The sequence below is a fragment of the Actinophytocola sp. genome, from assembly GCF_050699935.1.
Lineage (GTDB): Bacteria > Actinomycetota > Actinomycetes > Mycobacteriales > Pseudonocardiaceae > Actinophytocola.
On record NZ_JBOHGB010000013.1, the window covers coordinates 37,808 to 61,930 of the forward strand.

A 24,123-nucleotide genomic window follows, 5' to 3' on the forward strand; every position below is an offset into this window, starting at 1 on the left:
GGCCGGCTCACCCGCCCGCTACCGTGGAGAGCGACTGCTCGGTCTCGGCCTCGCGCACATCATAGGCATCGGCGGACGCCGTCAGCACGTTGCCCGCGGAGTCAGCGCGGGCCGACAACAGGCCGATGGCGACCCGCCACGTGGCGCAGAACCGCGCGAAGTTGGCATGCACATCGCCGACCCCGTAGGCATCGCCGCCGCTCGTCGACAGATCCACACGGTCGGCGGGCACGACGGCTTCCGCGACCTTGTCAGCGGCATCCCGCAGCACCGCGGTATCTACCCGATACCCCTGCCCGTCATCACCCACACCCGTCCCCATTCTCTAAAACCTCGGAAAGCCGCGGACGTCGCACGGCTGATGTCCACTGCGTCCTGACTGCTGTGGCGACAGCAATGTTGACACAATGTGTCCGCACAACAGTCCACTTCACATGGTTCGAGCACAGGAACTTGCCTACGCAAACCTTGGCTTGGGTCGACGGCATCGACCACCTGACCAACGCCGTCCGAGACGCGGCCACGGACCTCGGCGATCAGGGCATGCCCATGGACGATCGCACGACCCGGTCCCGCGGAGCAGCCCTTCCGTTCGACCGCATACACGAACGGTCCTTCTCGCCCATTGATTTCATCGTAGAAAAGGCGACAAATTTGCGATCGTTAGGCTGAATATCGATATCGTCCACTTGCCGCGCGAGATTCAGGAAACTCTCGACTGCGGACCATTGCGCGACCGCGGGAGGCGCCCGACGACGAACGGCGGCATCCCGGCGCACGCGCACACACTGATCACCGTGGTGCCGCGGCAGCGGGTGCTGGAGATCCGGTGGGAGTCCGACCAGCGATGCGAGCCGTGCGTGATCTCGCTGGACACGACGCTCAACGCGGCCACGCAGGCCAGCGTGTCCACGGCCGTCCGCGTCCCGGTGACCCTGCGCAGGTAACGCTCGACGTTGGCCAGGCGGGGGTCCTGGAGGAACACGACGTCCTCACCGAGTTCGGAGGTCAACCTGGTCTTACCGACGCCCGGCACCCCGACCAGCACCACGTCGGCCCCGGTCGCAACCCTGCGCAACTACGCGCACGCGCAACGCCCGAACTCCGACGGGCTGACCGGACGAGACCGTGCCGGACGGACATCGGCATCCGTTCGAGGACTGCACTCCGCCTGGCTGCCGGCGACAGCTTGCCCAGATCGCCTGGCACGCACAGGCAGGTCCGAGAGAAAGGTCATCGCGCGAACCTGCGACCACGTGACGCCGAAGAGCGTCAGTAGATCCTCGCCGCGCTCAACGTCGATCGGGCCGAGCAGGTGTCCCGGGTCCGCACCACTGAGCCCGGCCCTCACGAGGAGGGACAGGGCTTCTGACGCGAAGACAGGTGGTGGGCGATACTGGGGTCGAACCGGTGACCCCTACCGTGGCAACGTAGATCAACAAGTGTGCTGACCTGCAGAAGCACGCCTTCTGCAGCTCAGCGTACGTCGGTTCAGAGCAGTCGCTCCCAGGCTCGCGTGGCGGCGAGCGGCCGAACCACCGCCGCGTCGTCCTTATCGGCATGTGCGATGTACGTGTTGACTGACTCGGACGCCGTTCCTGAGCGGCCGTACCAAGATCCGGTCGCTCGCCGAAGGCTCGCCGGGGCGGTCGAGGCGATCGCCGGCGCCTCGACCACGAGGATTACCGACGCGTTGGAGTACCAGGTGTTCAAGCTGACCGGTGCGGAGGGCCGGATGGCGCGCACGGAGGAGATCGCCGACGGCCTGATCAAGCTCGGCCCGCTCACAATCGCCGATGGCGTTCGAGGGTTTCACGCCGAAAGTCCCGCGCATAGCCGTGGTCGCACCCAAGCGGTTCCACGGCGCGGTCGAGGGCCTTATGAGCAGCTTCCGCAACGGCGTCCGAGGGGCGAAGGCGTTCTCCCAGGGTTTCGTACGCAAGTACCGGCTGACCGACTGCACCCTCCGCTTCACCACCTTCGACGGCGACGTGTGCGACTGGCAATGCCAGCCCGTACCTGGTGGCCAAGTCGACCTTCATGCGCCAGGGCGTGTCTGTACGGGAGTTCCAGGTCGAAACATCCACCGGGACGACATCGCCCACCCGCTCAACACGATGGCGTTGGCCTGCTATGCCAAGCTCGGCGGCACACCCTGTGTAGTCAGTGTGCCGCGTCGCCGGGTGATGGACGCGATCAGCGTCCATTAGTTGCCGGTTGCGACGACGTGCGGCCGGCAGGTCGGGTGCGTGGGTGCCGTGGCGTCATCGAGGTCCACCCGTCCATGAGGCGTTGCAACGAGCCCCGCTTCGAGTCGAGCGGCCAGTCTTGTACTTGACCTTGGGGTGCACACCAACCTTTAGGGTCGCAGGTTCAATGGATTCCTTTGACCACGACAGGGGCTGGGTGACAGGAGTGACCGAATCCTCCGTTTCGAACAGGCCGGATACACCGGTAGAGGCGGACCTCGAAGTTCGCCGCTATCGCCTGGTCTCCGGCTGTGTCGAATGCGCGAGCGACCTGACGCCGCTGCGCAGGGTCGAAGGCGTACGCGAGGTGCGCGTGCTTTCTGCCTCCGGCGTGCTCGCGATCGAGGCACCACGCAGCCTCAAGGACGTCGATGTGCTCAAGACCGCGGCGGCCGGCGGCCTGGTGCTGGAGCCGGAGCAGCCGGCAACGCTCGAGGAGAACGCGGTCAAGCGGCAGAAGTGGTGGCTGCGCCCGCCGATGGTGCTGCTCGGCATCGCCGTCGTGTTCATGATCGCTGCCAATGTCACCAACCGCATCTCGGTCGACTCCACCCTCGCCCGTTCGCTCGCGGCCGTGGCCATCGCGGCCGGCATCATCTATCCGGCCCGCAACGCGTGGGCGCTGCTGAAGAATCGCCGCCTGTCCATCAATGCGCTGCTGGTCGTCACGGTGGCCGGCGCGTTGCCTCTGGGCAAGGTGGTCGAGTGCGGCTACGTGGTGGTGATCTTTTCCCTCGGTGCGGTGCTGGAGACGTTCGTCGCCGACCGGGCGCGCAGGTCGATCCAGAACCTGATGGACCTGACTCCGCGGCGCGCCGAGCGGTTCGCCGCCGGCGGGTACGTGGAGACCGTCGCTGTGGAAGAGTTGCAGGTCGATGATGTCGTGTTGGTGCGCCCGGGTGCCCGGCTCCCGACCGACGGCGTCGTGATCGAGGGCAGCTCGTGGGTGGACAACGCGGCCATCACCGGCGAGTCGATGCCACAGGAGACATTCTCGGGCGAGCCCGTCTACGGAGGCACGCTCAACGGCGACGGGGCGCTGCGGATCAGGGTGACCAGGCGGTTCGAGGACGCGGTGCTGGTGAAGGTCATCCACGAGGTGGAGGAGGCTCAGCAGAACCGCGGCAACGCCCAGCGCTTCGCCGAGAAGTTCGGCATGACCTACACCCCGCTGATGATCGTTGTCGCCGTGCTGATGGCGGTGCTCGGACCAACGGTGTTCGGGCTGCCATTCGAGGACGCCTGGTATCGCGCGCTGGTCGTGCTGATCGTGTCCTGCTCGTGCGCGCTGGTGGTGTCGGTGCCGGCGACCGTGATCGCCGCGGTGGCCAGGGCCGCCCGTGACGGCGTCCTGGTCAAGGGTGGCGCCTATCTCGAGCTGCTCACCAGGGTGCGCGCGGTGGCGTTCGACAAGACCGGCACGCTGACCCTCGGCCGTCCGCGCCTGACCAGCGTGCATCCGCTCGCCGGGCACGACGAGCAGGAGCTGCTGCGCTTGGCCGCCGCGGTGGAGTCGACAGCGACGCATCCGATCGCGGAGGCGATCGTCCACGCCGCGCGTGACCGCGGGGTCGAGATCCGCCCGGCTGCCGACGCCCGCATGATGGTCGGCATGGGCGCCGAGGCCACGGTGGACGGCAGGCGGATCGTCGTCGGCCGGGCCGGCGACTACTCGGACGACCAGGCCGCGCTGGCCGCACTTGCCGCGGTCGAGTCCGCCGCGGCCACCCCGGTCGCGGTCACCGCCGACGACACGCTGATCGGCCTGCTCGGGCTGGCCGACCAGCCCCGGCCCGAGGCGGTCGAGGCGATCGCCCAGCTGCGCGAACTGGGCATCACACACACCACCATGCTGACCGGCGACCGGCAGAAGGTGGCCAGGGTGGTCGCGGACCAGCTGGGTGTCGAGAACGTCTCGGCCGAGCTGATGCCCAAGGGCAAGAGCGCCGCCGTCGCAGGACTGAAGAAGCGGCACGGCGTCGTTGTCATGGTCGGTGACGGTGTCAACGACGCCCCGGCGATGGCCACTGCGGACGTGGCCGTGGTGATGGGCGCGGTCGGCACCGACGTAGCCACGGAGACCGCCGATGTGGCACTGATGTCCGACGACCTCACCAAGCTGCCGCAAGCCATCTCGCTGGCCCGCCGGGCGAACCGGATCATCGCGCAGAACATGATCGTGGCGTTGACCGTGGTGGCCGCACTGGTGGTGGCCGCGGTGTCCGGTGCGTTCAACCTGATCCAGGGCGTGCTCGTCAACGAGGCGTTCGCGATCCTGGTCATCTCCAACGGCCTGCGCCTACTACGGGGCCGCAAGCCGGCCACGGCCACCGAGGCGCCCGCGGCCACGGCCACCGAGGCGCCCGCGAGCAGCTCCAGTACGGCTGCGGCGCTCCCTGCGCCGGTGGCCGCCGGTGATGGCTGTGGTGACGGGTGCGGCTGCGGTACGTCGGCGAAGGCTGAGCCGGTCGTGGCCGCGTCCGCTGCCGGCGATGGCTGTGGCGACGGGTGCGGCTGCGGTACGTCGGACGGGAGCGAGTCGATCACGTTGCAGCGGCCGGGCAGCGCCTGACCGGACCCCGAACGACAGCCAGCCAGCAAGGGCGCCACGCACCGGTGGCGCCCTTGCTCTGTGGCGGCACCCGGCAGGCGACTGCGTGTGAATTTCGATTGTGCGCCCGAGGTTGACTTGAAGTCGGGTTCAACTAGAACACTACCTGCAGTGTAGGGGAATGGAGCGATCCAAGAGGCGTGCGTAGATGGTGAGCTTCGTCCGGATTGGCTGCATCGAGGGGCTCTATACACATGCCGTTGACCGACGAGTTAAGGCTTTTAGCCGCGCAATCCGAAGTCTGGACCGCACACGAGATAGACCCAGAAAATCCACAGTTCAACTGTGCCGGGTATCTCGATCTACGGGGGCCGTTCCGGCCCGATCTGTTCGCCCGGGCCATCGAAACCGTCGATGACGAGTGTGAGGCTCTGCGGCTGCGCCCGGACACCGGGTATGGCGACGGTTCATCCGGTGTCTCGGCTCGCCTCGCCGATCCGGGGCTCATCCGCTTGGAGACCATCGACCTCGCGGCAACGGAGTCGGCCGAGGCCGCGGCCCTCGCCTGGATGGAAGACGACGTCGCGACACCGTTGCGGCTGGGTACGGACAAGCTAGTGCGGCTCGCACTGTTCCGGCTCACCCCCGACCGGCATCTGTTCTATCTGCGATACCACCACCTCGTGATGGACGGTTACGGGCAGGTCCTCTACTGGCGCCGGCTGGCGCGGGTGTACTCGGCACTCGCGGAGGAACGGCAGCCGCCACGCCGCCCGTTCGGTGGGCTCGGTGATCTCGCGGACGAAGCCCGCGCCTATGCGGTATCCGCGGAACAGAGTGTCGACCGAGCGTACTGGTGGAACCGCATGGTGGACGCGCCGGAAAAGCTCGACCTCGGGGGCGCTCCGGACCAGGCCGGCGGCGTGTTGCGGGCCGGGCCACAGACCGGTGTGCCCATGCGGATACTGCACAGCGCCGCCGCGGCGCGGGATACGCACTGGTCCGTGCTCGTGATCGCGGCCCTGGCGGCCTACCTGCACAGGCTCACTGGACGTGACGACCTTGTCATCGGCTTCCCGGTGCGCTCACGCACCACCCGGCTCGCGCTGACCACGCCGGCGATGGTGTCCAACGAACTCCCGTTGCGGCTCTCCGTGCCGGACCACACGACGCTCGCCGCACTCGTGACGCAGACTGGTGCGGCGATACGTGACCTGCTCGGTCATCAGCGCTTCAGGGGTGAGGAGCTGTACCGGTCGCTCCGAGCCGCGCGGCCGGACAGCGACCTGCCGACCGTGGTCGCGAATGTGATTCAGTTCGACGAATCGTTGCGCTTCGGGGACAGCATCGGCGCAATTAGACAGCTCTCGGTCGGCCCGGTACGGGGCTTGTCATTCGATTTCTACGGCGGGGTGTCGGAAAGCACGCTGGGACTGGATGTGAGTGCCGTCGCGTCGGCCTTCGGCCGCTCCGACGTGAACAGGCACCACAATAGATTCGCCGCTTTTCTTGAAACCTTTCTCGCGGCGCGCGATGGTACCCTGGTCAACGCGCTGGAATTGCTCGAATCGCGCGAGCGGACACTGCTCGAGACGAATTTCAACGACACCGCCCGCGACTACGACCTGTCCGACACGCTTCCCGAACTGGTTGCGGCACAAGCCGCGCGGACTCCGGACTCCGTAGCGATCAGCGCGGCCGACGGCACGTTGACCTATGCCGAGTTCCTCGATCGGGCAGATCGACTCGCGTCGCATCTCGCCGGACTGGGCGTACGGCCCGGCGACATCGTCGGGGTACGCGACGTGCGTTCGCCGGAGTTGGTCGTCTCCCTGCTGGCGATCCTTCGTGCGGGTGCGGCGTACCTGCCGCTGGACCCAGAGCTACCTCGGGCGAGGCTGCGGTTTCAGATCGAGGACGCCAGGGTCCACGTCGTTCTGACCCGCTCGACACTGCCGGCCCTCGACGCCCCGGTCGTCGTACCGGTCGACACCGTGCTGCCGGACCTGCCCGCCGCGCACGCACCCGACGTGGCGACCGGACCGGACGACGCCGCATACGTGATCTACACCTCGGGGTCCACCGGACAGCCGAAGGGCGTCGTGGTGCCGCATCGGGGCATCTGCAACCGGCTCGCGTGGATGCGCGACGACTACGGCGTCGACGCGAGCGACCGGGTCCTGCAGAAGACGAGCTTCGGCTTCGACGTGTCGGTGTGGGAGTTCTTCCTGCCATTGATCACGGGCGGTGTGCTGCGGATGCTGGACCCCGGCGCGCAACGGGATCCCGACCTGGTGGCCCGTGCCGTGGCCGACGACGGCATCACCGTGCTGCACTTCGTCCCGTCGATGCTGGACTTGTTCCTGCAGGAGCACGGCGCGCATGACCTCGGCACGCTGCGGCACGTCTTCTGCAGCGGCGAGGCGCTTCGTTCGTCCACTGTGGAGAAGTTTTTCGCACGTTTCCCGGTCGGCGTCCGGCTGCACAATCTGTATGGCCCCACAGAGGCGGCGGTCGACGTCACCGCGTGGGAATGCCGGCCGGGGACCGATCCGCGAACGGTACCTATCGGTCGCCCGGTCGCGAACACGCAGATCCACATCCTGGATGGTGGTGGTCGGCGCGTACCGATCGGCGTACCTGGTGAGCTGTACATCGGCGGTGTACAGGTGGCCAGCGGATACCTGCATCGGTCGGAGCTGACCGAGCAGAAGTTCGTTCCCAACCCGTTCGGCGCGGGCCGGCTCTACCGCACCGGGGACGTCGCTCGCTGGCGGGACGACGGCGTGCTCGAGTTCCTGGGCCGCGCCGACCACCAGATCAAGGTGCGTGGCTACCGCATCGAGCCGGGCGAGATCGAGGCCGCGCTGCTCACTCACCCGGCGGTGCGCCAGGCCGTCGTGGTCGCGGACGATGACGAGGGGGCCCGCCGGATTCTTGCCCACGTGGTCCGCACCGGGGAGCTCGACCGCGACGAACTGCGTCGCCACCTCGCCGAGCAGCTGCCGGCGTACATGATCCCCGCGGTGCTGCTGCCGTTGGACGCAATCCCGTTGCTACCCAACGGAAAGATCGACCACGGCGCGTTGCGTGAGCTTCGGCTCGCGCGCTCCGAGGCGGACGACTCGTCCACGACACCGCCGGAAACCCCGCGAGAGCACCAGCTCGCGGAGGTGTGGCAGGACGTGCTCGACGTGCGCGCCGTGGATGTGCGGGACTCGTTCTTCGCCCTCGGCGGAGACTCGATGCTCGCGATCAAGGTGCGCACCGAGCTCGGACGCCGCCACCGGCTCTCCTTCACGGTCGCGGAGCTGTTCGCCGGACCGACGATCCGGGAACTGGCCGGGCGGCTCGTCCCGGTGCCCGCCGATCCGGTGCGCAGCGAGCCGTTCGGCCTGCTCGATGCGGCGGACCTGGCACTGTTACCGGACGGCCTGGACGACGCGTACCCGCTCGGTTCGATGCAAGCCGGCATGCTCTATGCCAGCTCCCACCAGGAGGACTCATCTGTCTACCGGGTGGTCACCAGCGTCGCGGTGCCCGCCTCTCTGGACATCGACGACCTTCGTGCGGCGTGCCGGGAAACCGTGGCCCGGCATCCACAGCTGCGCTGTTCGATCGAACTGGCCCGCTACTCCGAGCCACTGCAGCTGGTGCATTCTCATGTGGACGTGCCGCTGGAGGTGCTGGACGATCTCGGCGAGCTCGACGCCGATGCACGCGCGGATGCCGTCGCCCAGTTCGTGGAGCGCGCCAAGGGAACCGTGTTCGACGTCGCCGAGCCTCCGTTGCTGCGGTTCGCGGTGCATCCGTGCGGTGCGGACGGGTTCCAGTTCACCGCGATCGAGCACCACGTCCTCCTGGACGGCTGGAGCGACGTGCTGCTGCTCGAGGAGATCATCGATCGCTACCACGCTGTTCGGACGGGAACGTCGCGTCCGACGGAGCCCGTGCGGTCCGTGTATCGCGACTTCGTGGCGGCCGAACGGGCCACGCTCGCCGACCCGGCCGCCCGTGACTACTGGGTCGAGACGCTGCGCGACGCTCCCGTGACCACGTTGGTCCCACACCACGACGGGCCGCGGTTCGACACCTCGCGGGTTCGCCGGTTCGAGCTGGACCTGGCACCCGACCTGGCGTTGACGTTGCGCGCCGTGTCGAAGGAACACGACCTCCCGCTGAAGTCGCTGCTGGTCGTGTCGCATGTACTGGCACTGGCCACCGTGAGCGGGCTGGACGAGGTCGTGACCGGAGTGGTCGCCAATGCCCGGTTGGAGGAGCCCGGCGGGGACGAGGTCGTCGGCGTCTTCCTGAACACGTTGCCGCTGCGCGTGGACGTCACCGGCGGCACGCCCCTCGAGTTGGCCCGTCGCGTGCTCGCGTGGGAACAGCGATCCGCCCCGCACCGGCGGTATCCGTACGGACAGATCCAGCGTGATCTCGGGGAGTCCTCGCAGATCGGCACGGTGCGGAGCTACGTCAACTTCATGGACTTCCACCGGGAGCGCTACCGCACCGGGCGGGCGGCACTCGACGCCACACTCAGCGTCGCGGACACCAACTTTCCGATGGCGGTCGATTTCCTGGTCGAACCCGGCACCGGAGCCTTACGCGGCTGGCTGGACTGCGATGTGGCAGTACTGCCCGAAGAGCTGTGCCACCGGCTCGCCGGGTACCACCGCCGCGCCCTGGAGACGATCGCCGCCCACCCGGAGCTGGCTGTCTCGTCCATCGACCTGCTGTCCTCGGAAGAACACCAGGCGCTCGCGTCGTGGCATGGGCCGGCCACCGACTACGACCGCACCGCGACGGTGCACGGGATGTTCGAGGCGCAGACCGCCCGCACCCCCGACGCTCCCGCGGTGACGCACCATGAGAACAGTGTCAGCTATGCCGAGTTGAATGCCGCCGCCAACCGCATCGCCCACCGGCTGGTTCAGGTCGGTGTCCGGCCGGGCGACCTGGTGGGAGTCAGCGTGCGCCGGAGCGTGCGGTTGGTCGCCGCGCTGGTCGGTGTGCTCAAAGCCGGCGCAGCGTACGTGCCGATGGACCCGACATTTCCGTTGCCACGCTTACGCACGATCGCGGCGGACGCGGACATCAAGTGCCTTGTCCGGGAGTCCGGCACGCTGGATCTCGACGGACCGGTCGCGGTCGACCTGGACCATGAGATGCGTGTGCTCGACGACCTGCCGGCCACCGTGGCACCGGTGCGGGGCAGTGGCGAGGACCGCGCATACGTGATGTACACATCGGGATCCACCGGCGCCCCCAAAGGCGCGGTGGTGACCCATCGCAACGTCGTCAACTTCTTTACCGGCATGGACGACCGCGTTGGCTGCGGCGCCGACGACGTCGTACTCGCCGTCACCAGCATCTCGTTCGACATCTCGGTGCTGGAGCTGATCTGGCCACTGACCCGAGGCGCGCACGTCGTGGTTGCCGGGGAGCAGATCGCCCATAACCTGGTGCGTCCGGACAGCACCGGCGAGGTTGACCACCCGCTCGGGTTCAGCCTGTTCTTCTTCGCGGCCGCTGCCGGCGAGCATGGTGCGCAGGAGGCCTACCGGCTGGTGCTGGACGCGGCGCGGTTCGCCGACACGCACGGGTTCCGAGCGATCTGGACCCCGGAGAGACACTTCCACGAGTTCGGGGGGCTGTATCCGAACCCGTCGGTGATGTCCGCCGCGCTGGCCACCGCCACCGACCGCATCGCGCTGCGTAGCGGTAGCGTCGTCGGTCCGCTTCACGACCCCGTCCGGCTCGCCGAGGAATGGTCCCTTGTGGACAACCTGTCCGGTGGGCGGGTCGGTCTTGCCTTCGCCTCGGGATGGAACTCGAACGACTTCGTGTTCTTCCCCGACCACTTCGCCGAGCGCAAGAAGGTGATGGTCGAGCACCTCGAACAGTTCCGGGCGCTGTGGCGAGGCGACCCCGTCGAGCGGACCGGCGGCAGTGGCGAGCAGGTCCGGGTGAGGATCTTTCCGCGGCCCCGCCAGGCCGAACCACCCCTGTGGCTCACGTCAGTGGGCACGGTTGCCACCTTCCAGCAGGCCGGTCGGCACGGCGTCAACGTGCTCACGCATCTGCTCGGGCAACCGCCGGACGCGCTCGCGGAGAAGATCACCGCGTACCGCGAGGCGCGCCGTGAGGCCGGCCATGAGGGACCCGGACAGGTCACCCTGATGGTCCACACCTTCATGTCCGGCGATCCACAGCAGGCCCGACGTGAGGCCAGGGCGCCGTTCAGGGACTACCTGCGCAGTTCCACCGAACTGTGGCGGACCATGTTCGCCACCACCGGACAGGAGTTCCCGGAACAGGACGCCGAGTCGTATGTGGATGCCGTCATCGAGCAGGCGATCGACCGATACTTCGAGACGTCCGGGCTGTTCGGTTCGCCGGAGACGTGTGCGCCCCTACTGCGCCAGCTCGCCGACGCCGGCGTCGACGAGGTCGCCTGCCTCATCGACTTCGGTGTGTCCACCGACGCCGCGCTGGAGAGCCTGACCTGGGTCGACCGCCTACGTCGCAACCACGAAGACGAGGTGGCGGAACAGTCGCACACGTTGCGCGATCTTTGCCTCCGGCACCGCGTCACGCTCATGCAGGGCACGCCTTCGCTGTGCTCGGCGATCGCCGCGGAGCCGATGGCGCTCGACGCGTTGCGGGCCACACGTGCACTGCTGGTGGGAGGCGAGGCGTTCCCGGCGGGACTGGCACACAAGCTGGTCGACGCGTTACCCGGCGTGCGGGTGCTGAACATGTACGGACCAACCGAGACCACGATCTGGTCCACCGTGCACGAGCTGTCTCCGGCGGATGAGCACAGTGCGGTACCCATCGGAACGCCCATCGCCAACACGCCGGTGCGTGTCGTGGACGCTCACGGCCGCGACGTTCCGGCAGGGGTGGCGGGCGAGCTGTGGATCGGTGGCGACGGTGTCGCGTCGGGGTACCTCGATCGCCCCGGGCTGACGGCCGACCGATTCGTGACCACGCGCGATGGCCGCTACTACCGCACCGGTGATCGCGTGCGCCGCGGCACGAGCGGCGTGCTCGAGTTCCTCGGCAGAGTGGACCGGCAGGTCAAGATCCACGGCCATCGAGTCGAACCCGACGAGGTGGAGAACGTGCTCTCCCGGCACCCGGACGTCGACGCCGTGGCGGTCGTCCCGGTCGACGGCGTGACCGGCACGGAGTTGGTCGCATATGTCACGCCATCCGAGATGTCCGCGGACGACGGCGTGGAAGAGTCCCACATTCGGCGCTGGGGTGAGGTCTGGCAGGAGACCTATGGGACGGCCGACGAGGCCGTGGACGACGACTTCGTGGGTTGGGTCAGCAGCTACACCGGGAACCCCATTCCAGCCGACGAGATGCGGGAATGGTTGGCACACACGGTCGAACGTGTCTGCGCGCACTCGCCTCGGGCGGTCGTCGACGTGGGCGTCGGTGTGGGCCTCGTGTTGCGTGGACTGGTCGACAGCACGACGGAATACCATGGCGTGGACATCTCCGCGGCCGCGCTGTCGGCCGCGGCCCGATGCCTGGGTGCACGTCCGCTGCCGGAACACGTACACCTCGTCCGAAGTGGACCCGAGTACCTGGCGCAGTTGCCCACGAACGGCCTTGACGCGGTTCTGCTCAACTCAGTGGCGCAGTACTTCCCCAGCACGCAGTACTTGCACCGAGTGCTCACCGAGGCGACGAGGGTCGTTCGTCCTGGCGGCGTCGTGCACGTAGGCGATGTGCGTCACCTGGAACTGCTGACGGAGTTCCACACATCGGTGGCACTGCGTCGCGCGCCGGTGCTGCAACCGGTCGAGCAGGTGCGGACGACGATCGCGCGCCACGTCCGCGACGAGCCGGAGCTCTGCCTGTCACCGACGTTCTTCCGCCAGTTCGCCGGGGACTCGGCGGACACCGGGGACGTCCACGTCGACGTCAAGCGGGGCTGGGCGGACAACGAGCTGACCGCGTTCCGCTACGACGTGACCCTGCACGTGGGATCCGCTACCGCCGCGCCACCCGTCGCGCGAGTCGACTGGGCCGGGCTCGACGACCTGAGCAGCGTGCTCAAGGAAACGAATGAGTCGTTGCTCGTCACCGGCGTACCCAACCGCCGTCTGGTGCGCCACGCCGCCGCGGCGCGACTGCTCACCGGACTTCCTGCTGAGTCAACCGTGTGGGACGTGGAGCGGTCTCTGTGGAACACCGACGACAGGGATGCCGTACATCCCGAAGAGCTCGTGGACGCGGCTTCGCAAGCCGGTCGGACGGTGCGGTTGGCCGTGCCGGCCAACGGATCCCCGCTCACCGTGGACGCGTACTTCGAGGGAACGGAGGCCGGTGCGTGATTGCTGCGGACGTCTTGTTCGGCAACAACCCCCTGGCCACCTCATCGGGCGGCACCCTGAAAGCCGATCTGCGTGGGTTCGCCAGAACCCACCTGCCGGACGCCATGGTGCCCTCTCGCTTCGTGGTGCTGCCAGAGCTGCCGAAGCTACCGAACGGCAAAGTGGACCGTCGCGGTTTGCGAGACGTCGACCGGGAGCAACCCGACACCGACGCATACGTGGCCCCGCGCACCGACGTGGAGGCCCGACTGGCCGTGATCTGGCAGGACATGCTCGACGTGCCTTCGGTCGGCGTGGAGACGAACTTCTTCGAGCTCGGCGGCAACTCGCTGCTGGTGATGCGCATGGCGGCCGGCGTCCGGGACACCTTCGAGATTCGCGTCGACCTGCGCCGGTTCCTGGAGAACCCGACCATCGGCCGACTGGTGACGATGATCGACGACACAGCCGACCAGGAGCAGCTCGACGGGGCAGGCACTCGTGGGATCGAGCCCGCGCGACTGCGTTTGGCAGCCGTACTGCCTGACGATGTTCGACCCGACTCGACCGCCGAGCCGGCGTCCGCAGCGCCGTACGACCGCATCGTGCTCACCGGTGGTACCGGATACACCGGTGCCTACCTGGTGCGCGAGCTGATCAACCGATGCGACGCCGAACTGATCGTGCTCGCCAGAGGACGCGACAGTGATGACGTCACGGCGCGAGTGCGCAGGAACATGGAGACCTACGGCCTCTGGCAGGACGGTGACGAGCGTCGCCTGCGAGGAGTCCCCGGGGACATCGGGCGGCCGTACCTCGGGCTGGACCGTGCGACGTATCACGACCTCGCGCGAGACGCGGACCTGATCGTCCACAACGCGGCCGACTCCCGCTGGACCATCCCGTACCAGCAGGCGAAGCCGGTCAACGTGCTCGGCACCATCGAGGTCCTGCGGCTGGCGGGCAAGACACGGATCAAGCCCGTGCACTACATCTGCTCGACCGGCGCCTTCCCGGGCGTGCTCGGCGACGTGACGTGGACTGAGGACGCACTGCCCGGACCCGACGGGGTGGTGGGTGGGTACCGGCAAACCAAATGGGTCGCCGACACCCTGATGCACGCCGCCCGCGCCCGCGGGATTCCGGCGTCGGTGTACCGCCCCGGAGCACTCACCGGGGCCCAGGACACGGGCGCCTGCGCCACCGACACCTTCATCAACCACCTGATCCGCGGCTGGATCCAGCTCGGCGCGGCGATGCGCTACGACTTCCGGCTGGAGTTCGTACCGGTCGACTACTGCGCACAAGCGGTGGCGCACATCGCCCTGTCCGGTGCCGAACCTCAGACGTACCACCTCCCCGGGGCACGCACGGTCGACATGGACGAGATCGTGGACCACATCATCGAGTTCGGCTATCCGTTGCGGCTGCTGCCCTACCCGCGATGGCGCGAGGAACTCGTCACCGTGGTCGAGCGCGGTGCGGACAACGAGTTGGCGCCCTATGTCCCGTTGTTCGATCCGGACCGCCCCTCGGAAGAGATCGGCCTTGCGGGGAGCCGACCGGTCTTCGACTCGACGCGGCTCGACGCCGCATTGGCCGGATCGGGCATCGAAGTGCGGCCCGTGGATCGTGAACTCATGGACCTGTACCTGCGTTACTTCATCTCGATCGGCTACCTGCCCGCACCGCCCACATCTGATACCGGCACCGCCGATGCAAACGGAGTATGACCTGATGACGTCCGTATTACCCGAATTCCCGATGCCGCGTAGCCACCCGCTCGATCCGCCTCCGCGGTACCGCGAGCTCGGCAACGAACAGCCTGTGTTCCGCGTGCGCACCCCGCGCGGGCCGGCCTGGGTAGTGACTCGCTACAAGGACTGTGTCGCAGTCCTCACTGACCCGAGCTTCAGCTCCGACCCCCGCACGCCCGGGTTCCCCAGCTACATGTCCGGTGACGTCCCGCCACCGCCCGGCTTCTTCCTACAGCTTGACCTGCCGGACCATCCTCGGCTACGACGTCTCGTCACTCGTGAGTTCCTCATCGGCCGGATGGAGGTACTGCGTCCGCGGATGCAAGTCGTCCTGGACGACCTGATCGACGGAATGCTCACGAAGGGCACGTCAGCGGACCTCGTGGCCGACCTGGCGTATCCCATGGCCGCGACCATGATCTGTGAACTTCTGAACGTGCCGCTGGGCGACCAGGAGATCTTCATCGGACTCACCGACATCGTCCTGGACCGCAGTACCCCTCCGGAGCGCACCACGGAGGCGGCTGCCGAACTGATGGCGTACTTCGATCGCCTCGTCACCACGAAAAAGCGGCAGCCCAAGGATGACCTGCTCGGCAGGCTGAACAAGTTCGAGCAGGTCGGCTGGCTCAGCCATGAGGAACTGGTCGGGCTGACCGCGCTGTTGGTCCTGTCCGGCTACGACACCATGGCGCAGATGATCGGCCTGGGCACGCTGACTCTGTTGCAGCATCCCGAGCAGCTCGCCGAGCTACGCGCGGATCCCTCGTTGATGCTGGCAGCGGTCGAGGAGATGCTGCGCTTTCTGTCGATCAACCACGCCGGCCTGCCTCGGGCCGCGACTCGTGACACGCAGATCGACGGCACACTGGTCCGGGCGGGCGACGGGGTACTCGTGATGCTCAACGCGGCGAACCGGGACGGCAGCGAGTTCGCTGATCCGGATGTGTTCGACATACATCGAACCGCGCCACACAAACACCTCGCCTTCGGGCACGGCTTCCACAAATGCATTGGGCTCACCCTGGCCCGCGTCGAACTGTCCACGGTGTTCTCCGGGCTGTTCGGCCGCATCCCCACATTGCGGGTGACACAGCTGATCGAAAACCTCCGCTTCCGCGACGACATGGTGCTCTACGGCGTTCGTGAGTTGCCGGTCGAATGGTGACGAGCAGCCAGTAGCGACAACGAAAGGCTTCCGCGTGTCCAAGACGGCGTTCCTGTTCGCTGGCCAGGGTGCCTACCGACCCGGGATGTTCGCCCAAGAATCCGGAGATCCGGACATCGACCGGGTACTCGATGCCGTGGACGCGACAGGTGTCGAGTTCGGCCGACCCGCTACGCGCGAACACCTGCTCGACCCGGCGGCGCCGACGGCGACCGAACTTTCCGCCACAGATCCATTCACCCTGCAGTTGCTGGTGTTCGCCGCCGCGGTGGGCGAGTATCACCGCGCGGCACGTGTGGACCACCCGGACGTGCTCGTCGGCCACAGCCTCGGCGAGTTGGCCGCGCTCACCGTCGCGGGTGCGTTCGAACTCGCTGACGCCACCCGGCTGGTGTGCCATCGATCGGTAGCGTTGGACGCCTGCGTGACTGAGCCCGGCGGGATGCTCGCCATCGACCTGCCTGCCGATCGTGCCGCGCACCTGGTCGGTGCGATCGGTGACCGTCGGGTCGCAGTGGTCCTGCACAACAGTCCGGCGCGTACGGTCGTGGCCGGCCCGGATCCTGCGCTGACCGCGGCCCGCCAGGTAGCCGACGCACTCGGCGTACGGTCCGCGCAGCTTCCCGCGCCATACGCGTACCACTCCCCGGGCATGGCACTCGCAGCCGTGGAGTTCGCCGAGTCCGCCGCACCGATTCGACAGAAACCGTTGCGGTCGCAGGTCTACTCACCGCTGCTCGGCAAGTATCTCGACGACACCGACGACCTGGTCGCGCTGCTGGTTGCGCACCTGACGACGCCGATCGACTTCGTCACCGCGATCCGCACGCTGCACGCGCACGGCCTGCGGACCGTTGTCGAATGTGGCCGCAGCGGGCTGGGAGCGCTGGTCCTCGCAAGTGTGCCGGACGTGAACGTAAGAGGTGCGGTCGAGATATCCGCACCGGCGGCACCGACGTCCCCGGAGGTGACCGCCGAACCAGCGCCCGCCGCATCGGACCTCGCCGACGTGACCGAGCGGCTACGTGTGCTATACGCGACCGCACTGCAGTACCCGTTGGAGGCGGTGGAACCAGACGCCGACCTCGAGGCCGAACTCGGCATCGACTCGCTCAAGCGGTCCGAGATGCTGGGCCGGGTAGGCACGGAGTTCGACATACCGCCGTCGACGAACGACAGTCGGTTTCTCGCACACACAACCTTGGCCGAACTCGCCGCGATGGTCGTCGACTCCCTCGATGTCGAGGCCACCACCCGATGAGTGAGGACACGCTCGCGGTGGTCGGCATCGCGGGCTCGCTCGCGACCTCGGTAGCGGATGCCTTGGCCGCGGTCGGCAAGCAGGTGCTTCGGGCATCACCGGGGGAGGAGATCCAAGCTGGGGTGACATCGGTGCATGTGGCTGACCCGGTCGGGTATCCGTTGCCGGAGATCCATCGGCATCTCGTTGGCCGCCCCGACATCCCCGCCGTAATCGTCGCCGACACCCGTACCGAAGCCCCGGGCGACTGGCCCCCGCACGGCGGGCCGGCTGTCCTGCGCGCAGCCGTCGAACGGCTCAGCGAAGCGATTCGGTTGAACGCAGTCGCGGTGATCGGACCACAGGACCGCGCGGTCAGCGACGCGGTCGGCGCGGCGGTGGCCTTCCTGACCTCGGCCTCGGCGACCCCGGTTCGCGGTCAGTGTCTGGTCGTGGACGCTTCCCTCGCGGCGCCGACACCAGTGGACCGAGTACTGGACCGAGTACCGGCAGGCGAGCACCGGAACATCGCAGAAAGGTCTACTGTAGACGAACGTGCCGACCCGGACGCGGTTGTCGTCGTCGGTATGGGGCTGGCTCTACCGCACGCGAGCTCGCCGGAAGACTTGTGGCAGCTGTTGCACTCCGAACGGACAGTCTTCGGTGAGCCCCAGGGGCGGATTGACATCGACAACGTCTGGTCACCCGATCCCACCGACCCGGATCGGACGTACAGTCGAGTGTCCGGGTTCATGCCCGCGGACGACGCTCCGCCGAGTGACGACTTCGCCGTGATGTGGCTGCGTCACAGCATCACGCAAGCCATGGCGCCAGTGCGCACCGGTGAATCCGACCGTCATCTGTTCGCCGTCGGGCTGACCGCAGACGGCAGCCAGCACCTGGAGCAGAGCCTGGTCGTTCGGCAGGTGCGCCGGCTGCTCGGCGAGACCGACCCCGGCGCGACACGTGATCTCCTGCGTGAGCTGTACCCGCTGGCCACCGACGACCCGGAACGTATGCTGCCGTATCGCATCGCCCGCAGGGCCGCGGCCGACCTCCCCGCGGACACCGAGATCGTCGTGCTGGACACGGCATGCTCGTCTTCCCTGTACAGCATCGACATCGGCGCGAGAGCACTGCGTGCGGGCGAAGCCGACGTGGCTGTGTGTGGCGGCGCCTTCGTCGTCGGCATACAGAACCTCGTGCTGTTCTCCAAGCTTCGTGGATTGTCCCGTTCCGGTGTGGTGCGTCCGTTGGACAGCGGAGCCGACGGGGTGCTGTTCACCGACGGCGCGGCCGTGCTGGTACTCAAGACGGCGGCACGGGCCAGCGCTGACGGCGACACGGTGCTCGGCTACGTCGCGGGATTCGGTGGCTCCTCCGATGGCCGCGGTAAGGCGATCTACGCACCCAACCCCGTCGGCCAGCGGCTGGCGTTGCACCGGGCGTGGGAAGCAGCCGGCATCGGTCCAGCCGACATCGACTGGCTCATCGCGCACGCGACCGGGACCCCGGCGGGGGACCGGACCGAACTGTCGGTCCTCCTCGAGCGCGCCGAGTCGGGGCGCGCGTGGACCGTGTCGTCCAACAAGTCGGTCGTCGGGCACCCCGGCTGGGCGGCAGGGGCGGTGTCGGCCATTCATGCCCTGCTGGCGCTGCGGCACGGCGTCATTCCGGCACAGCGGCACTTCACCCAGCTGCCCGGCGGGCTCGATGATTCCGCGTTGTCCGTTCCGACCCGAGATGTCGCCTGGCCGGCGGGGGAGCGTGCACGCATCGTCGGGGTCTCGGCGATGGGTTTCGGCGGTACCAACGGTCACCTGCTGCTCACGGACATCAGCCCGGTCCCTCCAGCCCGCACCGAGCCGGCCGTGCCGCCCGGGACCGATCCGGTGGTGGTGGCCGGCTGGGCAGCACATCTGCCCGACGATCCCGACCACGAGCAGGTGCGGCGCTGGCTGCGCGGTGGCCCCGCGGAATGGTCGGCCCGATTCGGTGCGGACTACTCGGTGCCCGCACCGATGGACCTGCGCCTCGCCCCCTCGGCGATCGCGGCCATGGACCGAAGCCAGGTGATCGCGGTCCGGTGTGCCGACGATCTGGCGGGCGACTGGTTCGGCGACAGCGATGTCGCGGTCCGCAGCGGTGTGTTCGTGGGACACAGTGGCCCGACCACCGCCGCCGTGCTGCACGACACCCGGGCCTACCTCGACGATCTCGCCGCTCGCGCCGAGGGACGTATCGAACGGTTTGCCGAGCGCGTCGCCACGCCTGTGCGCCACGCGACGCCGGCCGCGACCGAGGACTCCTATCCAGGCTTGATGCCGAACATCATCCCGGCCCGCGTGGCGCAGCGGCTGAACCTGAACGGGCCGAACATGGCGTTCGACGCCGGTCTCGACTCGTTCAACTCAGCACTCGTGACCGCCGCCCGGTCGCTGCGCGACGACGAGATCGACGTCGCGTTCGTGATCGGTGTCGCCGCGGCGGCAGCACAGGTGGCTCCCCGGGACGGTCGAGAACCAGCCGAGGGTGCGCTGGGGGTGGTGCTCACTCGGCGCAGCACCGCACGCGAGCTGCCCCTGACCGAGCTGGCGGTCGTCGAGGTCGACCGATCGCGGGCACGACCCGTGAAACGCCGGGCAGGCGGTGACCGGGTGCACCACGGCGCAGAGGGTGCCGTCGAGCTGTTGCGCACCCTGCACGGCGAACCAGGTCGAACAGTCCTTCACACACAGGAGGACAACCACACGGCGTCGGTTGTCGTCACCGTGCCCGACCCTGCTGGGGATGCCACCGGTGGCGACCTGCGGGACCAGCTCGAGCGGCACGTGCTGGAACTGGTGCCCACCCCCGCGCTGCCGGCGCGGGCCGCGCTGCCGGCGATTCCCGCCGACTGCGTCGTCGTCACCGACGACCCCACCGCGTTCGGCACACAGACCGGTCTGGTGCTCGGCCCGGACACCGACCCGTCCGACATCGAGCACATCCTGGCCGACGTGGACCTTCGACATGTCCGGATCGCGCTCGACGCGGGCCGGGCGTTCGACACACTCCTGGCGCTCAACGACGTCGCCTTCGCGACGGTCCGTGCGCTCGCGGCGTCGTTGAGCGCGGGTGGCAGCGTCGGTGTACTCGTCACCGACGGCTTCGCCGGTGCGGTGCCCCGGCCCGTGACAGGTCTCTACTCCGGACTCGTGCGAAGCCTGGAACGGGAGTTGCCGGACTGCCTGGCGTTCGCCGTGGTGACCGACTCGGCCGAGATGTCGGCCGAGCTGGCCGAACTGGGAGCCGAGAGTGGCCGGCACCGGCACCTGCCGGTTGCCTACTTGCGCGGTGGCGCGCGGTACGAGCTGATCCCGCGTCCGCTGGCGCCGCCCGATCCCTCCGCACCCGTCGGTGTCGATCCCGAACCGGTACTGCTGGCCACCGGAGGTGCGCGCGGGATCACTGCTCGCCTCGTGCGAGAACTGCTCGCGGGCGCGGCCCCACGCGGCGTCTGGTTGGTCGGCACCGCGCCAGAGCCCGACCTGGACACGCCCGCCGAACTACCGGACAAGCCGGAAGCCCTGCGCGAGTTGCTGGCCCGTCACCCCGGCGAGAGTCTGGCCGCGCTGAACCAGCGGTACGAGGACGCGGTACGTGCGGCCGAACGGACGACGACGATGCTCGAGTTGCGGCGGCGATTCGGCCCTGATCGCGTCCACTACCGTCGCTGCGACGTGCGGGACGCGGCCGCGGTGCACGCCGTCGTGGACGAGATTCTGCGGGTGGACGACCGAATCGACGTCGTCGTGCACGGCGCCGGTCTGGTCCGCAGCGCAGCGCTCACCCGCAAGAGTCTCGCCGACTACCGGCTCGTTCGTGACGTGAAGGTGCTGGGGGACCGCAACCTGCGCGCCGCGCTGGCCACCCGACCGCCTGCGCTCTGGTGCGGGCTCAGCTCCGTCGGCGCCTTCATCGGGATGCGGGGTGAGGTGGACTACCAGGCGGCCAACGAGTACCTGATGCTGACCGCCGCGGCCGCGCGCGCCGATGGCCGAGACGAACTCGCGCTCGTCTCCGGGCTGTGGGTGGAGTCCGGGATGGCGTCTGGCTACGCGACCGGGTCGCCGTTCACCAGCGGGCTGGCCGACTTCACGCGGCTGACCGACGAGCAGGGGGCGCAGTTCTTCCGGGCCGAGCTCGCGGGCCGGACTGCTCTCGACGGGCCGGCATTGGCCTGCGCATGGCTGGGCGAGACGGAATGGCGGACCCTGCACCGCAACGCTCCCGGCCTACGGGACCGGGCGGGCGAGTCCACACCCCACCGGCCACCGGTGTTTCTCACCGTTCCGCCCCGCCACGACGGCGACGAACGAGCCTGGCTCTGCCGACTGGACCTGGACGAGCATCCATGGCTCCTGGATCACCTGGTGGACGACCGGCCGACCGTGCCGGCGGCCGTGATGCTGCAAATCGCAGCGGAGGCCGCCGTGGCCCTGGCGCCGGGGCTGCTCCCGGTCCGCTTCACGGACATGGTGTTGTCGTCGTTCATCCGTGCGCTCCGTTCCCACTGGCCCCGCAGCGTCGCGGTGGTCGCGACCCGGGTCGGGGATGCGGTGCACGTGCGACTGAGCAGCCCGCCGGCTGGACCGGTGCCGTCCCGGGAGCACGCGCGGATGACCGTGAGGCTCGCACCCGCGCCCGACGCCGTTGCCCCGGTTGGCGATCCACGTCCGACGGGCGTAGCGGTGCGAGACGTCTACCAACTCGACGGCTCGTTGCGGCTGCGCGGCGTTTTCGCGGGCCTGCACGATGTCCGACTGCACGATGAAGGTGGCTCCGCACTGTTCACACTTCCCGCCGATGGTGGCCGTTTCGACGAATTCATGGTGCCGAGCGTGACCATTGATGCGCTACTGCGCACATCGGTGCTCGACGGCGGGAACGACGGAAAGATCACACTGAAAGTGCCGACCGAGCTTCGCGCGGTCGAGATCCACCTGGCGGGAAACGATCGGGAATGGGGAAGTCGGAGTACGGCGCCAATCGTGTTGCGACACCATCCCGGCGCTGAAGGTGAAACCGGAAGCTGTGTGGCGACCGCGTCGGACGGCACGATGCTGATCCGAATCGACGGTATTTCGTCCGTTGCCCGGGAAACCTATGACGTCGCATCCGCGGCATGGCTGACAACGATGGCGGCGTCGTCATGACACCGTCGCGAAATAGGGAGCAACGCATGGCGACCGAAGCCGCCCCTGGATCCTCGTTGGACGAGGCCACGTCGACGGCCCGGAGGTCCGTGCGTTGGTGGACGCTCGGCGTGGCGTGCGTCGCGACCTTCATGCTGATGCTCGACGTGACAGTGGTCAACGTCGCGCTCCCGGACATCCGCGTGGACCTGCGCGCCAACCTCTCCGCCCAGCAATGGGTGATCGACGCGTACACCCTCGCCCTCGCCGCGTTCCTGCTGACCGGCGGCTCGCTGGCGGACCGACTCGGCCGGAAGCGCGTGTTCAGTGCCGGGCTCGTGATCTTCACCATCGCGTCCGTGGTCGCCGGTGCGGCACAGGGCATGGTCATGCTCAACGTCGCACGCGGCGTCCAGGGCATCGGTGCGGCCGTGCTGTTCGCCGTGGCGCCGGCGTTGATCGCGCAGGAGTTCACCGGCAAGGAACGCGGGCAGGCGTTCGGCATCTTCGGTGCGGTCACCGGCCTCGCGCTGGCGTTCGGACCGGCGCTCGGTGGTCTGCTGACCGAGGCCGACTGGCGCTGGATCTTCCTGGTCAACCTTCCGGTCGGCGTGGTGCTCCTGGTGCTCAGCATGTCGCGACTGCGGGAGATGCGGCCGGGTGCCTCGGCGGGCGTGGACTGGCCCGGTCTGGCTGTGTTCAGCGCGGCCTTGGTCCTGCTCGTCCTCGGGTTCCTCCGTGGCGGGACGTTCGGCTGGACCAGCACCGCGGTGCTGTCCATGCTCGTCGCCGGCGGGCTGCTGCTCGTGGTCTTCGCCATCATCGAGGCCCGGCGCCGTGACGCGGCCATGCTCGATCTGAGCCTGTTCCGGAACCGGACGTTCGTCGGCCTGTCGGCGGCGACCTTCCTGTCCAACGCCACCAGCCTCGCCGCGATCTTCTTGGAGGTCTCCTACCTCCAGAACGTGCTCGGCTACTCGGCGCTCGAGGCGGGGTTGCGGCTGCTGCCGCTGACGCTCGTGCTGTTCGTGGTCGCCGCGGCGACCGGCGGAGTCGTGACCCGGTTCCCACCCGGCATGTTGCTGGGCACGTCCATCCTGTTCATCGCCGTCGGCATGGGCCTGATCGCGACGGTTTCCCCGGACGACTCGTGGCTCGCCCTGCTGCCGAGCATGATCGTGATGGGCATCGGGATGGGCATGTTCAACCCACCCCGGTCCACGGTGACCGTCGGCGTCGTGGAACCCGCGAAGGCCGGCATGGCCACGGGTATCGGCGAGACCTTCCAGCAGGTCGGTGTGGCGTTCGGCGTCGCGGCCTTCGGTGCCCTGTTCCAGTCCAGGGTGGTGACCAACGTCGATGCCTCTCCGCTCGCGGCCGACCTGGCCGGTCCCGGAGACAGCCGGGAAGTCGGCCACGCGATCGCGTCCGGGGCCGGCAACGAACTGCCCGCCGGAGCGTTCCCGGACACCAGCGGGCAGGTCGCCGACGCTGCTCGCGCCGTGTTCGTGGATTCGTTCGGCTCCGTTATGCTGGTTTGTGCCGTTGTCTGCGCGGTGGGCGCGTTGATCGCCTACGGTCTGATTCGCAGAGCTGACCTCCACGAGTCGGCGTTGAGCGAGTGATGCGGTTTCCAGGGTTT

The 24,123-nt window shown here is 68.3% G+C and carries 10 protein-coding genes; 8 read left to right on the top strand and 2 right to left on the bottom strand.

All coding sequences use genetic code 11. The annotated features are described in order from the left end of the window. Positions 1-7: 7 nt before the first annotated feature. Both ACRDTB_RS07665 and ACRDTB_RS07670 read right to left on the bottom strand, forming a co-directional pair. Entirely contained in the window at positions 8-310 is a 303-nt protein-coding gene (locus tag ACRDTB_RS07665; protein ID WP_431429293.1) for a hypothetical protein, read from the bottom strand. Positions 311-703: 393 nt separating this feature from the next. Next, on the bottom strand, positions 704-1,078 hold the full coding sequence (locus tag ACRDTB_RS07670; protein WP_431429295.1) for a hypothetical protein: 375 nt from the start codon (positions 1,076-1,078) through the stop codon (positions 704-706). A 718-nt stretch (positions 1,079-1,796) separates the two neighbouring features. Between ACRDTB_RS07670 and ACRDTB_RS07675 the strand changes: the two genes are divergently transcribed. The 8 genes from ACRDTB_RS07675 (at position 1,797) to ACRDTB_RS07710 (ending at position 24,106) form a co-directional block, all read left to right on the top strand. Beyond that, entirely contained in the window at positions 1,797-2,210 is a 414-nt protein-coding gene (locus ACRDTB_RS07675; RefSeq protein ID WP_431429296.1) for a hypothetical protein, read from the top strand. Between the two features lie 352 nt (positions 2,211-2,562). Next, positions 2,563-4,821 carry a heavy metal translocating P-type ATPase gene (locus tag ACRDTB_RS07680; protein WP_431429297.1) on the top strand — a complete coding sequence of 753 codons (2,259 nt, stop codon included), beginning with the start codon at positions 2,563-2,565 and terminating at the stop codon, positions 4,819-4,821. Between the two features lie 239 nt (positions 4,822-5,060). Further along, the gene (locus tag ACRDTB_RS07685; protein WP_431429298.1) at positions 5,061-13,160 is read left to right on the top strand and encodes an amino acid adenylation domain-containing protein; all 8,100 of its coding nucleotides are present in this window, start codon (positions 5,061-5,063) and stop codon (positions 13,158-13,160) included. Then, on the top strand, positions 13,157-14,872 hold the full coding sequence (locus ACRDTB_RS07690) for a thioester reductase domain-containing protein (protein WP_431429299.1): 1,716 nt from the start codon (positions 13,157-13,159) through the stop codon (positions 14,870-14,872). Before ACRDTB_RS07685 ends, ACRDTB_RS07690 begins: the two co-directional genes overlap by 4 nt. Before the next feature lie 376 nt (positions 14,873-15,248). Next, positions 15,249-16,064 carry a cytochrome P450 gene (locus ACRDTB_RS07695; RefSeq protein WP_431429300.1) on the top strand — a complete coding sequence of 272 codons (816 nt, stop codon included), beginning with the start codon at positions 15,249-15,251 and terminating at the stop codon, positions 16,062-16,064. 34 nt (positions 16,065-16,098) lie between these two features. Beyond that, entirely contained in the window at positions 16,099-17,325 is a 1,227-nt protein-coding gene (locus ACRDTB_RS07700) for an acyltransferase domain-containing protein (protein ID WP_431429301.1), read from the top strand. After that, complete coding sequence (locus ACRDTB_RS07705) at positions 17,322-22,502, top strand: SDR family oxidoreductase (protein ID WP_431429302.1); 5,181 nt, start codon at positions 17,322-17,324, stop codon at positions 22,500-22,502. The genes ACRDTB_RS07700 and ACRDTB_RS07705 overlap by 4 nt, the downstream gene beginning before the upstream one ends. After that, positions 22,472-24,106, top strand: coding sequence for an MFS transporter (locus ACRDTB_RS07710; RefSeq protein ID WP_431429303.1), 1,635 nt, complete (start codon positions 22,472-22,474; stop codon positions 24,104-24,106). The genes ACRDTB_RS07705 and ACRDTB_RS07710 overlap by 31 nt, the downstream gene beginning before the upstream one ends. Positions 24,107-24,123 lie beyond the last annotated feature (17 nt).

Coding starts and splice junctions, on each gene's coding strand:
- ACRDTB_RS07675 (WP_431429296.1), top strand. CDS start 1,797: ATGGCGTTCGAGGGTTTCACGCCGAAAGTCCCGCGCATAGCCGTGGTC.
- ACRDTB_RS07695 (WP_431429300.1), top strand. CDS start 15,249: ATGCTCACGAAGGGCACGTCAGCGGACCTCGTGGCCGACCTGGCGTAT.
- ACRDTB_RS07705 (WP_431429302.1), top strand. CDS start 17,322: ATGAGTGAGGACACGCTCGCGGTGGTCGGCATCGCGGGCTCGCTCGCG.
- ACRDTB_RS07710 (WP_431429303.1), top strand. CDS start 22,472: ATGGCTGACAACGATGGCGGCGTCGTCATGACACCGTCGCGAAATAGG.